The 15,255-nt window shown below is 55.1% G+C and carries 9 protein-coding genes, 2 tRNA genes and 2 pseudogenes; 2 read left to right on the forward strand and 11 right to left on the reverse strand.

The window, feature by feature from the left end:
• From AC2FNC_RS17330 to AC2FNC_RS17370, 9 genes and pseudogenes are all read right to left on the reverse strand, one after another.
• Positions 1-240: pseudogene (locus AC2FNC_RS17330) on the reverse strand (FHA domain-containing protein); the annotation flags it as partial.
• Between the two features lie 201 nt (positions 241-441).
• The gene (locus AC2FNC_RS17335) at positions 442-2,613 is read right to left on the reverse strand and encodes a serine/threonine-protein kinase (protein ID WP_480554901.1); all 2,172 of its coding nucleotides are present in this window, start codon (positions 2,611-2,613) and stop codon (positions 442-444) included.
• Positions 2,614-2,944: 331 nt separating this feature from the next.
• Entirely contained in the window at positions 2,945-4,231 is a 1,287-nt protein-coding gene (locus tag AC2FNC_RS17340) for a dynamin family protein (RefSeq protein WP_496716066.1), read from the reverse strand.
• The gene (locus AC2FNC_RS17345; protein ID WP_480554904.1) at positions 4,228-6,270 is read right to left on the reverse strand and encodes a dynamin family protein; all 2,043 of its coding nucleotides are present in this window, start codon (positions 6,268-6,270) and stop codon (positions 4,228-4,230) included. Before AC2FNC_RS17345 ends, AC2FNC_RS17340 begins: the two co-directional genes overlap by 4 nt.
• A 69-nt stretch (positions 6,271-6,339) precedes the next feature.
• On the reverse strand, positions 6,340-7,206 hold the full coding sequence (locus AC2FNC_RS17350; protein WP_496716068.1) for a hypothetical protein: 867 nt from the start codon (positions 7,204-7,206) through the stop codon (positions 6,340-6,342).
• A 23-nt stretch (positions 7,207-7,229) separates the two neighbouring features.
• Positions 7,230-7,631: a hypothetical protein gene (locus tag AC2FNC_RS17355; protein WP_496716070.1), complete on the reverse strand. Its 402-nt coding sequence runs from the start codon at positions 7,629-7,631 to the stop codon at positions 7,230-7,232.
• Between the two features lie 46 nt (positions 7,632-7,677).
• Positions 7,678-9,420 (reverse strand): dynamin family protein, encoded by a 1,743-nt coding sequence (locus tag AC2FNC_RS17360; protein WP_496716071.1) that lies wholly within the window; start codon positions 9,418-9,420, stop codon positions 7,678-7,680.
• Positions 9,421-9,428: 8 nt separating this feature from the next.
• Entirely contained in the window at positions 9,429-11,441 is a 2,013-nt protein-coding gene (locus AC2FNC_RS17365) for a dynamin family protein (protein ID WP_480519860.1), read from the reverse strand.
• A gap of 2 nt (positions 11,442-11,443) precedes the next feature.
• Positions 11,444-11,866 (reverse strand): hypothetical protein, encoded by a 423-nt coding sequence (locus AC2FNC_RS17370; RefSeq protein ID WP_480477142.1) that lies wholly within the window; start codon positions 11,864-11,866, stop codon positions 11,444-11,446.
• Positions 11,867-12,703: 837 nt separating this feature from the next.
• Here AC2FNC_RS17370 and AC2FNC_RS17375 point away from each other — a divergent pair.
• Positions 12,704-12,788, forward strand: a tRNA-Leu gene (locus tag AC2FNC_RS17375).
• Between the two features lie 359 nt (positions 12,789-13,147).
• Here the strand turns inward: AC2FNC_RS17375 and AC2FNC_RS17380 are convergent.
• Positions 13,148-13,224, reverse strand: a tRNA-Pro gene (locus tag AC2FNC_RS17380).
• 118 nt (positions 13,225-13,342) lie between these two features.
• Positions 13,343-14,458, reverse strand: coding sequence for a THUMP domain-containing class I SAM-dependent RNA methyltransferase (locus AC2FNC_RS17385; RefSeq protein WP_480554908.1), 1,116 nt, complete (start codon positions 14,456-14,458; stop codon positions 13,343-13,345).
• A 297-nt stretch (positions 14,459-14,755) separates the two neighbouring features.
• On the opposite strand from AC2FNC_RS17385, the pseudogene AC2FNC_RS17390 reads away from it, so the two are divergent.
• Positions 14,756-15,255, forward strand: a pseudogene (locus AC2FNC_RS17390) (NADH:ubiquinone reductase (Na(+)-transporting) subunit A); the annotation flags it as partial.

Consider the following 15,255-nt stretch of genomic DNA (forward strand, 5'->3'; position numbering starts at 1 on the left):
TTCGTCGAATTCCGGCATCTTCTCTTCAGGGATAAGCTCGTCTGTTTCTTCGTAAGAGTCAGACGTCATGTTTCCACCGGCCAGTGCGGCGCGCAGCGCGTTGAAGTCCGCGATAGGCTCCTGCTTTACCGTTTCAGGCACAGCGCTGTCTGCTGCATGAGCATTTTCAGCTACATCATCTTCTTTGGATTTGCCGGCACCTTCGAGAAGCCGGCTCAGAGGGCTTTTGTATTTGAACATGGTGTCGACACCTTCGAATTGTTGGCACGGACCTTTTGTGCCATGGGGCTGCTACCTAACCCTGCGTGGAACAACGCAGAGACACTCAATTGAAAACATGGAAACTGGTACTCTCTGCGGCGGGCCGGTTCCCGCCGGGCGGCAAACTGAACGCCGCCCTCAGTAAACACACACTGGCAGATCAAAAATGAACCGGTCAGATCACTCCTGCGCTAGCTGCATGGTCGCAGCTACTTCAGCACCGTTGCGCAACACGGTCAGCTTTGCCTCTGGCTGACTGTCGGAAACCAGCGCAGCCAGCATGCCATCAATGCTTTCGGACTCATCCAATGTCATGCCGGTCTGGCTTTCGCTCAACAGAACATCGCCTTTTCGCAGGCTACCCGTCGCCTCGGCCGGAACCGAGCTCACTTTTGTTTGCCACCCTTCACTTCCCGAGTTGCTGACTGTGAACGAGTAACCGTTCTCCAATCCTACCGAGCGCAGCACAGGCAATGCCAGCAGGCCATTCTGCGCGCGGGTCTTTCCAAGCGGCCGGTAGCGGGCTGCAACCCGTGTAAAGCCATCTGGGTCGACGCTCAGCTTGTCCAGGACTTGCGCTGCGAAAGAGATGTCCTGACGAACCGGGTTGCCGTTCAGAGTAAAGATCACAACTCCGGTTTCCACCCATTCGCCGATAACGCTCATGTCCTGATTGGCGTCCACACCGGTAACCGCAATAGTTGCACCTGTTGCGGTGCGGCGGCGGGACGTCTGGAAGGGGATTTCAACATCCCAATGGTGAAAAGATACCTGTTGTTCGGCTGGAGTGCCGGAAGCAACGTCAGCATCTGGTTCGGCAACAGCCACCGCAATCTCTTGTTCTGCAGGCTGCTCCTGAACACCGGCCGTCTCGGTAGATTCGGACGCTATTTCTGTGGCGGTTGGTTCCGCAGGTTCAACTTGCGCCTGCTCGACAGGCTCTTCTGGTTCAGGTTGTTGCTCTGAAGCGACCGCGACTTCGGGTTCAGGTGTTTCCGCCACGGGTTCTTCCACCGCGGGCGGTTCTGCTTCGGCAGTTTGTGTGGTTGCTTCAGGTAGCGTCGCCGTAACCTCAGCTTGTTCTTCACCTTTGTCGCCGGACATCACGAAGAAACCGCCTGCAGCCAACGCTGCCACAAGCACTGCTGCACCAGCGATCATCTTGCCGCTGCCACCGGATCCGCTCTGAACCACGGTATCAACTGCGACCGGTGTTTCCGCTTTTGCAGAAATCTTTGCCATCTCGGGTTCATTCTTTTTTTCGTTTTCGCGAACAATGTCCGAGTTCCCGGCGAGCAGAGCCGTCACAACCGCTTCGGCATTTTCGCTTTCGGCCTTGATCCGCGCCTTTTCTTCTTCCTTGTCCATGCGATCCATGCCGACAATCACAGAAACCGGGCGATAGGCGAATGTATCGAACATCACGCCAGGTCCGCGGAACATGCGCAGCCAATCCAAGGCTGTCTGCAAACGGTCCGTTGCGTGCACTTCCATTGCCTTGTCGATTGCTTCGAGGAATCCATCGGGGTATCCGTCAAAGCGGCCCGCCAAGGGTGCATAAGGGTCGTCCTGCCCGTTGTTGAACGCATTCAGGCGGCTTTGACCGTCGACCGGGCGTTCGCCACTGATCGCATGGTAAAGGGTTGCAGCCAAAACATAGAGGTCACTGCTGGGCCCTTGTTCAGCACCACGGACGTAAAACTCATGCGGCGAATACCCGTCTTTTATGACGCGTAGGGTCAACAATGCGGCCGACTTGTTTGCGGCTTGCTCACGCGCGGCACCGAAATCGATCAGAACCGGGTTTCCGTTCTCGTCAATCAGGATGTTGTCGGGAGAAATGTCACGGTGCAGCATCCCGCTTTGGTGGATGAACGACACCGCGGACAGCATCTTTTCCGTTACCTGTACTATAAAGTCAGGGCCGCCGACGTTTTCCGGATTTTCAACATAGTCCAGCAGGTCGCAACCGCGGATCAGATCCATCGCGATATAGGCGGTATCGTTGTCTTCGAACACTTGATGCACGTCGACAATATTCGGGTGCACCAGACGTGCATGATTGCGGGCTTCCTGAATAAACAGGTCGATAATGGCGCGCAGATCGTCTTTGTAAGACGGGTCGTTCGGCTCAACCTGGTCCCCGTTGCGACGGCACAATGCACCGGGGAAGCATTCCTTGATCACGACATCGCGCTCAAGGCTGTCGCGCGCAAGATAGGTGATCCCAAATCCGCCATTGCTGAGATACCGGATAATCTCGTACTGACCGCGCAACAGCTTTGCGCCCGGTTGCAGTCCTTCAATCTTTGGTTCGTCGTGCGTTGCACCGACAGCCTGGTTGTGGCTCATTTCAATCCGCCCGTTCTACTCATTTTGCGGCTTTATTTAACAGGGCCGGCAGCCCACGAACTCACAACCAAAAAACAACCGCAGGACACTTAAGAACGGTTAGACGTTTCAAATTTGACTTTAATGGGGCCGCCTGATGGCTTCACTAAGGATCGTTTTTTTGAATATGGCATATATAGTATGTCTACTACATGCAAATACTACATATTGGCTAAAGGGGTGGGGAAAACGAAAACTGATGACCCCAAACAGGTCTGTTGGTCTACGAATTCGAAACAATAAAGGGCCGATTCTTCGGCCCTTCGAATCGCTTCAATCCTGATGGAAAGTGCTAGGTCCCGGTTTTGGATTGTGCTGCGGCAACGGTACTGCCAGCCCAGGCAAGGTTATCACCAAGCTGCACAAGTATGTTGATTGCGTCTTTCAAAGGCGCATCGCCGCTTTCAAACTGAAGCAACAATAACAAGTCAGTCGCTTTTTCAAACTCGGCCGGAACCCAGTCAGCATCCGGATCGATTTCGCCACCTTGGTCCAACCGTTCCGCGAAATCTTCGACGATTTCCTGGCAGCTTTGCAAAAAGGCCGCGGGTTCGATGGCAGCGGTGTCACGCAGATCTTCATAAATGCTGGCAATAGCTGCCAGCCAGTCTTCAAGAATGGGGTTGTTCAGTGGCGGAAGGGCAGACCCCAGCGTTGACTGCATTGACGCAGCATCGTTGACGGTCGGTTCCGGCTCTGGCCCTTTCAATGTTTCCAGGAATGGCAGAAACTCGTGCTTCAGATCCTTCCGGGCAGCGCCAAGGTCACTGCGCCGCCGGTCAGACGCCGCATCAAGGACCTTTTCCGCGAGTTCCTGGCCACCACAGTTTTCCCAAAGATCGAAATCTGGTTCCGGCTCTTGAGCCATGGCGCGCACCGCGACGGGCGTGCCAATTGGGACCACAGCGCGAAACAGTCCCTCTTTCTCTTTGTTCAATCGGGCCAGTACCCGATCCAGAGCGGCCTGCACCGGGGGCAGATCAGCATGTGTGACCGCCAGCAGGCTGTTGGCTCTTAGCTCGGGCGGCACCTGCGCCCACAAATGCCGTTCGGTTTCGCGCCATGCGCTTGTGCCATTGGTGCACCAGATGGCACAGTCGACGAATTTCAGCAGGTCCAGTGTCTGTTTGTATGTATCATCCAATGCGCCAGAGCCGGGAAGATCGAACAGCGATATCTCTTTGAGAGCAGGTGTGTTCAATCCAACCGAAATAAAATCCGGCTCATCCGCAGCGGCCTTTTCCAGCGCGATGCCAGAGTATGTCTTGGGTTCCCTGTTCCACCAGCCGACAGTCGTCTCGGGCGTATCCGCGTAGGCAACGATGACAAGTGGCAGCTTCAGATGCTGCGGCCCGGTTGGAAGGATATCCGCCCCTGCCAGCATGTTCGCAAGGCTTGACTTGCCTGCTCCGAACTCCCCGGCGAAACCGATGTTGACCGCGTTGGACAGGCGCTCGGCGTGGGCGAGGGCCCGCGTGCGCATATCCTCCAATTTCGGGTCCGACGACAATTTTTCTGTCGCTGTCAGAAAGCGCTCCAGCTGCCGCACTTCCTGTTCGGTTCCGGGAAACTCAATCATTCCGCAGCCTCTGCCTGTCGTTCGTCCACGTTGTTTGTTCCAAAGACACTTTCCAACTCGTCGGTAATACGGCGCGCCCGTTCGAACGCAGCTTGTGCTTTCGCCTGAGCATTCAACTCACCCGCCCCGGAACGGTGCTCAAGATGGCCTGCCAAAAGAGCCAAGTAATGATCCAGGACGGTTTTCAACCGGTCCAGCAGATTTTCGCGTGTTGTGTCGATCAGGTCATCGCCAATCAACTCGAATTCCTGCACGATCATGCGCTCGGCCCGCGTCACAACGCTGTTGCGTGATATCAGACGCGACAACCAGTTTACACGCAGCTCAACCGTAATGCCACGGGTTAGCGCAGTGGTGTCCGGGCGGAACCAACGTACCGCACTTGTGTTCATGCGATTGTCTACCGGCTCCTGCCACCCCGGCAGTGCCCGCAAAGCGGCGTTGCATTGCATGTCGATCGCGTAAAGTTCGCTTAGCATGCGTTGGCGAACCACTTGCGACGCGCCTTGCACCAGCTCGCGCATGTGTTCGCGCAGTGGTGAGAAATTCAACTCGGTCGCGCCGCCCTTGGCAAGCAATGGGGATTGTCCTTCAGGCCCGCGCACCACAACAAAGACAGACTCGGACACCGTGTCATCCATGACTCCACGCAGGTTTGACAGAACGTCGTCCATGTCCCTGACAATGTCCTGCGTTTTGTCCGCAATCAGTTTGCGCAGATCGCCCAGCGTCTTGTCGCTGTCCTCAGCGCTGTGCGCACCCGCGCTGCCTTCATCTTGCAGAGCACGAAGATGTACCTGGGATCGCTCCAGTTCGCCACGCGCGAAGCTGTCGAGATGCTGCCACGCCATCCGCAACTGTTCGTTTATCGGCCCCTCCGTCAACGCCTGAGTGACATGGCGTCGTAAGTCGGGCAAGCCTGACGCGATCATAGCGGCAAACCGCAAGACAGCCTCACGGCTGATGGGCCCCGGTCCTTGTTTGATCTCTGCCACACCGTTCAGGTATTGTTGCATCTGTTCCGGGTGCGCCCGCAACCACGCCAGAATATGATCGTGATTCACACCGGTTTCATCGCCGGTCAGCGCATAATGCGCCCATTGTGCGCTGCCCATCAGGACATCGATATTCGAAGTACCCAAAGCTTTTTCCAGCCCGTCTACAACATCCAGACGCACCTTTGCCGCATCTTCGGCCCCGCCGCCCAATTCATCGACACGGTTGATGAAGACAACGATCTGTCCAAGTTCCAGTGCCTGCATCAGCCGGAACAGTTTCAGGTCCGCACGCGACAACGCCTGATGCGCTGAAAGAACCACCACAAAGAAATCGGATTCTTTGAGATACTGGCGGGAAATCTCCTCACGGATAAGCAGGGGGTCATTTACTCCGGGCGTATCGGTGACTGTCAGAGGGAATGGGAAATGTCCGATGTCAAAATAGACCTCGGCCTTGCGCGTGATGTCGCTGTAAAGTCCGCGATCACTGCCGGGGTCAACTGTCCCATCTTCTGCGGGGTCGTCCCCAGCGCACACGTAACGCGCCAGATCATCGGATGTCAGTTGATCCAGATCGTGATGTTGACCCAACAGCTGTTCATAACTGTCCCCCAGTCGCCGACGCGCCCGGGTCTTCATGGCTTCGACCTGCTCTTCGATCATCTCGCGCTTGTAGCTGTCCTCGTCATCCGGGAACATGTTGCGCAACTCTTCGCCTTCGGCGATCAGTGATTGCCACTGATAGTTGTCGAAGAAATGGAACTCGGCTCCTTCGGTTCGACCGTTCGGGTGCCCGAAATGCATGTCGGTGATCACGGTCGTCCAGGGGTTCACGTCCGACGGCAGGTATTCTGCCTGACCGGTGAAGCCGTTGATCAAGCGCGACTTTCCTGCTTTGATTTGTCCTACAAAGGCAACTGACGGTTTCAGTTTCCCCAGATCACCAATTATGCGCGATATGAACTGACGTGTTTCGTCATTGCTCGTCCCGTTCATGTCTTCTGCGATGCGAATAAGCTCGCGACGATGTGTTTCACTCATTACTCTTTACCCTGACTACAAAAAAACAACGCATTGAATTAGTCGAAAATTTGAATGCTTTAGGGGTAGTCATTCCTCAACCTCCCCCAAAGATGTCCACAGATTAATGACCGCACCAAGTTTGCGGGCATCGTGGATGGCCACAGCAATCTGCTCGTTATCGCTCAGAACTGCCATGCCCGCACCCTTACCACCCGATGGCCGTATGACGATCAGATGTGGGCCTTCGAATTCGTCCCGGGTGTCGTTGTTCCAACCAGCAAGATCCGAAACAAAACGTGTCAAAATCTCTTGATTGAGGTGCATTCCCTCGGAAGGTTTGCAGGTTCCTTCGAAAGCCAGCGCAGTGTTTTCCATACTATCCACAAGGACACGACCTGTGGCAAACCGTGCAGCCCCGTCAAAAAACTGTTGTGCCAAGGAGTTGCCCGACTCTGCTACCGGGGCAGGGCTGTTGTCTGAAGATTTTTCAACATCGGGAACGACAGACACGATGGGCTCAGAGGAAAGCTCAATTCCGGCGCAGGCATTCTCGATCTCACTCAAGGTGATACCAACATCATCAGCCTCCAGCGTCGAGGCTGGCTTTCCAGACATCAGTTCCAGTGGGGCAGGGGCGGCTGAAATGTCAGAAACCAGTTGGGCCAGTTTATCGACCAGCGCGGTACGTGTTTCTGATTCGAAATCAGGAATCTGCCCGGACGGTACTTGAAACACATCCGTGATCCGGGAGCTGTTCACTTCGATCTTCAGGCAGCTTCCGTTTGCCGCGGTCAGCTCCAGTCGCCGGGGTAATATTGTTCTGCGAATGAAACGCAGTACAGCCGCGCGACGGGCTGTTGCAGTTTCACCGGGGACAATCACCGTCGGAGACAGGCGCGCAACCGAAGACCGCCCGATATCTTCGAGCATGTCGAGAATGTCTGTGTCCATCATACCGTGACCCCCTCTGGTCCCGTTCAGACTGCGGCCGCAACCGGCTTGAGGCTGAGATGCGATTTCGTGAGTGCCAGTCCCACATTCGCGCTGTTGCGGCAGATATAGCAGACCACATGATCAGGATATTCCTGGGTCCGCAAAAAGATGTTCAATCGGTCTTTTGAAAACACCGCGATTTCCCCGAACCCGGCGTTTTCCTCATCAGTGTTTCCGGCCTCGTGCAAGAGCGCTTCAAATGCAGCGACACCACGCCCCTGAAACAGATTGGCCACTGCGATTGCCAAAGTGTCCAGCGATTCAGCGCAATCGGAATCAGAGACACTGCTGCCCAAAAGCATGCCGGTCTCCATGTCGATATACCCGGCTGCGATGCAGTCGGGTATTGTTTCAATCGCGGTGTTCAATGCATCCTGAATGGACATTTAACTCTTTATCGTCCTTTTTCTCAGCGCCTTGATTAAGGCATCCTTACAAAACATGCCACTCTGCACTGCTGTTTTCTTTTGACTTTGGAATGGCTTGCAGGGCGTGTTTGGAATGTTTCGCACTATATTCAACTGCGATCTGGTCAAATTCGGCAAGAAAGGCCTTGAATACGTTCTGAAGCCCGTCTGCGTCCTTTGGCAGCTCTTCGTTGTTTGTGATTTCCCGCCACATATCCGACGCGCTAAGGGGCGACTCGATTGCGGATTCCGGAAGATTAATGCGCGGTTCGTGACTGATATTGCGGGCTTCTTCCTCGACTGAGGCCACGACTTCTATCAAACCGTTTGTCTCAGGCTCAGGTTCGTAATCCTCGGCGTTGTTCTCTGGCTGAGCCGCCATCAGCGCCGCAATGGAGGATACCGAGACTTCGATACCCCGATCATCACGCGATTCAACTTCCGGCGTGAAAACTTCAATTTCATCCGCTTCGACCGAGGCTTCCCGCAACGTCGTGTTTAAGGAGGTCAGCACGTCATCAACGGACTTGTCGCCCGTTTCAGCATCTGGAGCTTCATCCAGCAGATCGTCCGCATCATCAGCATCGTCGAATTCACCGGACAGGTCGAACTCATCCACGTCTTCTTCCAGACCGGCGACATTCTTCAATTCAAGCGGATCGTTCGCAGTATCCTTGAAGAAGGCACGCAACTCGTCGCTGGTATCGGTTTCATCGAGCATCTGCTCGGGGTCTGATACCATTTCAGCCCGCAGCCGTTCAGCGTCTTCCGGGTTGATCCGAACCCGTTCGCCTTCGTCAAGGCGTCGCTCTACACGGGCTGGCCGGATGGGGAAACTTGTTACGACATTATGATCGTCGGCTCCAGGTCGCTGTTCGTTTTCCAAAGGATTGACCAGCCGCAGAGGAGTAGCTTCGGTGACGTCCGCCAGTGCCTCTCGGTCGTCTGGTTTGCGGGCAGGGCGCAGCGGTTGAACCCTGAATGCGCCGGACTGGCTTTTGTCGATCTGATACCGTGCCAGCTGATCGGCGCGATTGTCCATGATCTGTTCTGTGATTTCCAGAAAACTGTCGATCATCTTGCCGCCACCACTGCGCGACCACATTTCGGCGTCGCCCGTCTTGTCACGGGCATTGATCGCATCGCGGGCGGAAAACAGAATGGACCGGTTGAAGAGGTGTCCGGCTTCGCGATTGACGCGGCGCAGAACCTTTTGACGATCCTTAAGGTTTAGTGCGTCGGCCCGCGTCACCAACAGCAGCGAGTTGTTTTGCAAGCGGTCCGGCAGCGAAACCCATGTCGCGCGTTCGGTTTCGCGCCAGGCTTGGGTCGCGTGGGTGCACCAAATGACCCCGTTTGCCTGTCCAACTGCCCGCTGCCAGACATCTGTCGAGATCTTGGGGTCCGAAATTCCGGGGGTGTCAATCAGATCGACGGCTTCCAGAATATCCGCCTCAAGGAAGATACGAACGAACTGCGCGTCGTTGACGCCAACAGTCTCAAGCTGATCCAGTTCGATGGGTTCGATGCTTCCGTCATGCCGCTTGATGTATGGTGTTTCACTGCCCCAGCTAAACCAGACCGGTGGTAACTGGGTCGCGGTAACCTGCGTCGGCAAGGTTTGCGTTCGCAGTAAAAAGTTCATCAGTGTGGACTTGCCAGCGCTGAATTCACCCATCAAAGCGAAAACCGGTTTGCGACGGGACCACTGCTCGATACGTTCCCATGCTTTCGGTGAAACAAAGCGTGTTTGTGAATCTTTTGCCATTTTTCTACTTATGCCGCTTCGTTGCTTAGGTCTTTCAGGATGTCACCCAGAATTTCGTCTCGCGATTTCTGAGGTTGCAGGCCCGCCATCGCTGCCGAGGCCTGGCCGGAGTTTTTGTCCGCTGATGATGAGATGCTCAGCAGCGTTTCCTTCTGTTCCCGCATGAAGTCCGCCAGAATAGCGCGGACGTTTTCCAACACTGCCGCTATCTGGTTTTCCTCGATATCCTTGGTGATCGAATTTGCCTCGGACGCGATCAGGCGTGTGTAATCGGCAGCGTATGCCTCAAAGCCTTTGCGCTTTTGCCACCAGCGTCGCCACCAGGTACTTTGCAAGTCCAGGGCAATCGTCCGGCCAATCCCCAATGGTGGTGGAACACGCGGCACGATAGGTGCTTCGATGCTGAACTCGCCCAGATGGTTGCCAAGAATTTTGTGATACAGCGCTTCGACATCTGCAGCCGCAGTTGAGTAGAGCGCCCCGGCATCCTTACGCATTGCGCGGGCAAAACTGAAATAGGCAGCTTTTTGCAGCGTCCTCAAGCCAGCCGGGTCGTATTGCCAGGTGCCTTGCTCGCCATTCATCTCAAGATGCGCGATCAGGGAATCTGTTGCGCGCTTCACAAAACTTGCCTCGGCCGAGTTCAGGCGCTCCAGTACTTTGTCGCGTAATGCGTTGGTCAGTTCGGCCGCTTTCTTTTCATATTCCGCAGAAACCTTCGCAATCGCATCTTCCGGCGAAACACCATCAAGATCACGCGCGACGCCTTCACCCTCTGACAGAGTCTTTGCCACGGCGGTGGCACGAATCTGGCTGGCAATGTTGCGGGCGCGATGGCGAACCCGGTCTATCAGTCGCGCTCCGGCACCTTCTGCAATACGCTCGTTTATCGCCAGCAGCAGGTCAGGCAATCCGGACAATGCCCAGATTTTGTCAAGCGAGGGTGCCTGATCACCGAATCCAGCAGCGAGATAAAAAGTATTGAGTGCTTCGCGGGATTCCTCGTTCAGAATCTCGGGGTTCCCGGTCAGCGCTGCCTCAGCCCACAAGGCACTGCCGAACACGACACTAGTCTTTGCGTCGATGTTGTTCTGTTTCAGAGTGTCCAGAATCCGGTCGCGGATTTCGGGGACCTGGTTAACCGGGTCTGACAACTCGTCAATCCGGTTCACAAACAAGACGATCTGACGGTTCTCAAATTGGGCGATGATCCGCATCAAGGCCATGTCCATGGTGGTCAGGGCTTGGCTTGCGGCAAGCACCACAACACAGACCTCGGACCCGCGCAGGCTGCGCAGGGTAATCTGTTCACGCACCATGAAGGTATCGTTGACACCCGGCGTATCACAGAGTTTCAGCGCAATCGGGTACTGAGGGATATCCATGTACAACTCGGCCGACTTGGTCACATCTGCAAACCGGCCGGTTTTTGGATTGATATCCGGGTCGTCCTCATCGCCCAGGCACACATATCTTTGGATCAGTTCTTCATCGAAGTGGTCGTATTGGTGGCTTTGGCCAAGTATCAGGTCAAAGTGCTTTCCAAGACGCTCTTCGGACTTTGCTTTCATCTCGCCAATCTGACGGCGAATGTCCTCCATCTCGTCATCTGCACCGGCACGGTTGGCCAACTCGCCCAACCGGCCACCCCCGACCATCAGGTTGTCCCATTCTTCCTGCTCAAAGAAGGTGAACTTGGCCTTGGTATCGCCCGGCGGGCGCGTGTTGATGTTCAGGGTTGTGACGACCGACGTCCACGGGTTCACATCCGACGGAAGCAAAGATGGGCGCCCTGCGAGAATGTTTACAATCGATGATTTGCCCGCTTTTACCTGACCGACCATGGTGATGCTGGCGGTGAAGTTTTCCATCCGGGTCTTGAGTGTTGCCAGACGTGCCGAGGAGCGCGCATCAGCCACCTCAGTCAATTGATCAATCTGCGCCGTCAGTGATGACATTGCCGAAGTCATCGGCGCCAGAGCTTCGTTGCCTACAGACAACAGGTGATCATTGCGCGCCATGCTTAACCTCCGGTTCCCGTAGCAGCGATGCGGGGTTCAAGCGAAGGACGGCCCGTTGGAATTCCTGTCAGGGTGTCGATACGTGCGATCAGGTCCAAAGCGTTGCCCAAAATGTCAGCCTCGGCGCGCGGGCTGATGGTTTCGTAAGCCTTGGCATCAGCCAGCACCTCGATCGAGCTGAAGCGATCGCCGTTTTCAAGGCACGCAACGCGGCGTCCGGTCGGGAAACCTTCGGATTTGACCGCGGGCAATGGCATACGCGCATTGGCCAGCAGGTAGTGGTCGCCGGAATGAGTTCGGAGCGAAATCCCAAAGCCCGTGTTCGGATGGTCCCGGTTCAGGATCTTGAGTTCGCCAAGAAAGCTTTCACGAGCAAAGAAGACAGCCTCTTGCTCGGCAGTAGCGGAGGAATTCAGATCGGTCACAGCAGTAAACCTTGTACTGGAGTTGAGCAGGAAACTCGTACTGGCGCCAAAGTGGCAAAAAAGACTCATTAACTCCTGCTAAACAACAAGACCCTTCAAGGCGGTCTTATTTTGACGTGAATAAGATTTTTTGGCGTTTGAAATGTGGCAGCTTTGTGGTGGAGCGCTCTTGAGAATGCCTCAACCTGCGCGGGAATGCCTATGACGCAAGCGCCACTCGGCACCTACAGTGTGAAACCGAGCGGGGACCGGCGGAACACAATTGCTTGCACTTGACGGTACAGGTCATTCGATAATCTGTGTGGCCGTGAAGGGCACCACAGCCGAGTAAGCCATTCTTGTTATTTCAGAAACCTGAAGTCTCTCTCTGAGTTGGAAAGGGTCGCAGATGCGTTTCCTGGGGTGTTGGGGTGGGTAATCCCGCGCTTCGTCCCAAGGATTCAACTATGAGCATGTGAGGGCAGTGAAGGATGATTTCTATATTCGCTATTGGTGATCTGGCAACAGGCTGTCAGCTTGTCTTTTTGGCCTTTGGTCAACGTAAACGAGATATTTCGCAGGCTAACTTGGCCGAAATCTAAACTTCGGCAGGAATGAACAGCTCTTCCAAAATTGCGTGGTCTTTGTCCCTCAGGATATCGGGTTTCACGGCCACTGATGTTCCCATCAGTTTTCCACTGACAAGTCTCTTAGGGCTATACATTTTCATGAGGTACTGTGGTTGCTCAATATCTCATCAGAGGATCTACAAACTTGGCGATACGTGTATTTTACCTCTCGCGCTCGGAAGCAAGCTTTGTTATTGACCGCTTCATTCCAGCGCTGCGGCGCTGAGTTGCGGGTGTGGCGAAATTGGTAGACGCACCAGATTTAGGTTCTGGCGCCGCAAGGCGTGGGGGTTCAAGTCCCTCCACCCGCACCATTTTGATCAACTAAAGTTCTGAAAATATAAGTATTTATAAACTCTATTAGGCTTTAACCTCCAGTTGGCCCCCATGTTTAATCGCTGCTGGGTTCCCTGTCTTCGATCCAATCGCGCACCTCTGGCGCCCTCAAAGGTGTGCATCTTTTCCACTGGTGAATCGGGCTTTCCTTATCGGTCAATATGTCCAGAAGAGGTTAAGAATATCGCAGAGATCAAGACTGGAAGATACGAGTTGCTGCTGCCGCATATTTTGGATGTAGATTGCGACAGAGCTAAGCACATCCAGCAGACGAAGCGTTGCGGATATTGTTGCGGTCGATCTGCTAAAAAAGGCGCCCTCGGGCGCCTTGTTTTACTGGTCGGAGTGAGAGGATTCGAACCTCCGGCCCCTGCCTCCCGAAGACAGTGCTCTACCAGGCTGAGCTACACTCCGACCGTGGCGGGTGATCTATACGGGGCTTTTCCGATGCGCAAGAGGATTTTGAGAAGCGGTCTTCTGAATCTTCCGTCTTTTTACCGGTATCGGATGGGCTAGGCAGGCCACGCGACTCTCATGGCAGCGGATTCGTTTTGTACAGACGGATCTTGGTGCCTCCGTGGTCTACCACCGGACCGGGTGCCAGAAAAGGCAGACGGGTCGCCCGAGCCAGGGCCGGGGCGCTGGTGACCACCCCGACACGCCATCCGCGAAACCGGGTCATCAGAGACTTACCCAAGACGCCGTAGACAGAGCGCAGACGCTTTTCATCTCCAATTCGCGCCCCGTAGGGAGGGTTCACAATGACCAGCCCGGCGGGTCCCGCAGGGGGTTTGATGTCACTGACGGAAAGCTGTTGAAATCGAGTATTGGCGTTTACCTGCGCTCTCTCTGCATTGGCTGTCGCGGCTTCGATTGCTCCGGCGTTGCGGTCTGAGCCGCAGAATGTAAGAGAACATTCAGCGACGTTTGACTCGCTGCGCTTGTCTTGCCAGCGGTCAGGGTCGAAGCCCGCCAGATTTTCGAACGCAAAGCTGCGGGTCCGACCGGGGTGCAGCCCTAGGGCAATCTCGGCGGCTTCGATCACGAAAGTACCCGAGCCGCACATCGGGTCCAACACCGGTTCAGTGCCGCTAAACCCGCAGTCTCGTAGAAACATGGCTGCCATCGTTTCGCGCATTGGCGCTTTGGCAATTGCCTCTTTGTGGCCGCGCTTGTGCAAAAGCTCTCCCGAACTGTCGACCGATATGGTGCAGATGTCTTTTTCGATTCTCAGCAAGATCCTGATTTCGGCGTCGGAAGATATCGGAACACCCAGAGTTTCTGATATCGCATGCTCAATTCTCTGCCGCGCAGCACCGGCGTGATAAATTCTGGATTTGCGGCTGGTGGCCTCGACTTTGACCGGAACATTGGGCCGCAGGAACTCGCCCCACGGAAATTTGCGCGCGCGTTTGTCCAATTGGGCCAGATGCACGGCTGGAAAACTGCCCAGACGCACCAGGACCTTATTTGCGCCGCGCAAGGTCAGGTTGGCGCGCCAGACCTCGGTCCATGAGCCACGGCAGGTGACACCCCCAGGCATCGTTTTGACCTGAGCGAATCCGTTGGATTGCGCCTCGGCACCGAGGGGGGCTTCAAGACCCGGAGTGGCTACAAGAAAGATTTCGAAGTCTGTGTCTTTTTCCATTCCGGTTGCTTACACTGGAAGCTCAGCGAGCGCGACACGCAATTTTGGGCAGTTTTTTTAGCCAGCTTAATGGAAAAACTCCAAGATTTTGCGGTTTGAACTTAACTTTTGGCGGTAACAGGTTTGCGTTTACGGGCATCCGCGCGTAAAGGGTCCGTGATCAGAATTACGCCTGCGGAATTTGGACCCAATCTGACGCTTTTGCGATGGGCACCTGAAAAAACCGCGTTATTGCATGACCCCGTAAGGGTGTCAGCAAGGCTGGCGCAGGAAAGAGGCTTGGAAGAACGTAGCGGCATGCAAACTTTCAAACTGAAAAAAGGGTTGGACCTGCCGGTAGAAGGCGCTCCCGACCAAACCATTCATCCGGGTCCGGAATACTCGACCGTTGGCGTTCTGGGTGGGGATTACATTGGCCTGAAACCTAAGATGCTGGTGCAGGAAGGTGATAGTGTCGAGCGGGGTACACCGCTCTTTTGTCACAAAGATGCGCCTGACGCGATGATGGTCGCACCGGTGACTGGCAGGATTGTTGCCATCAACCGGGGTGCCCGCAGGGTGTTGCAGAGCGTCGTCATCGAAGTGTCCGACGCCAATGACACGGGCTTGGTTTTTTCGAGCGTGGGCGATGCGCATAGCGCCGAAGGCGTGACTGCAAAACTGTGCGCCGCTGGACTGTGGACCTCATTCCGCACGCGACCTTATTCGAAAATGCCGGAACCCGGTGCCAAACCGAACGCGATTTTCGTGACAGCTATGGACAGTGACCCTTTGGCGGCTGATGCCGCCACGATCAT

The organism is Ruegeria sp. BHSA123 (assembly GCF_059613425.1).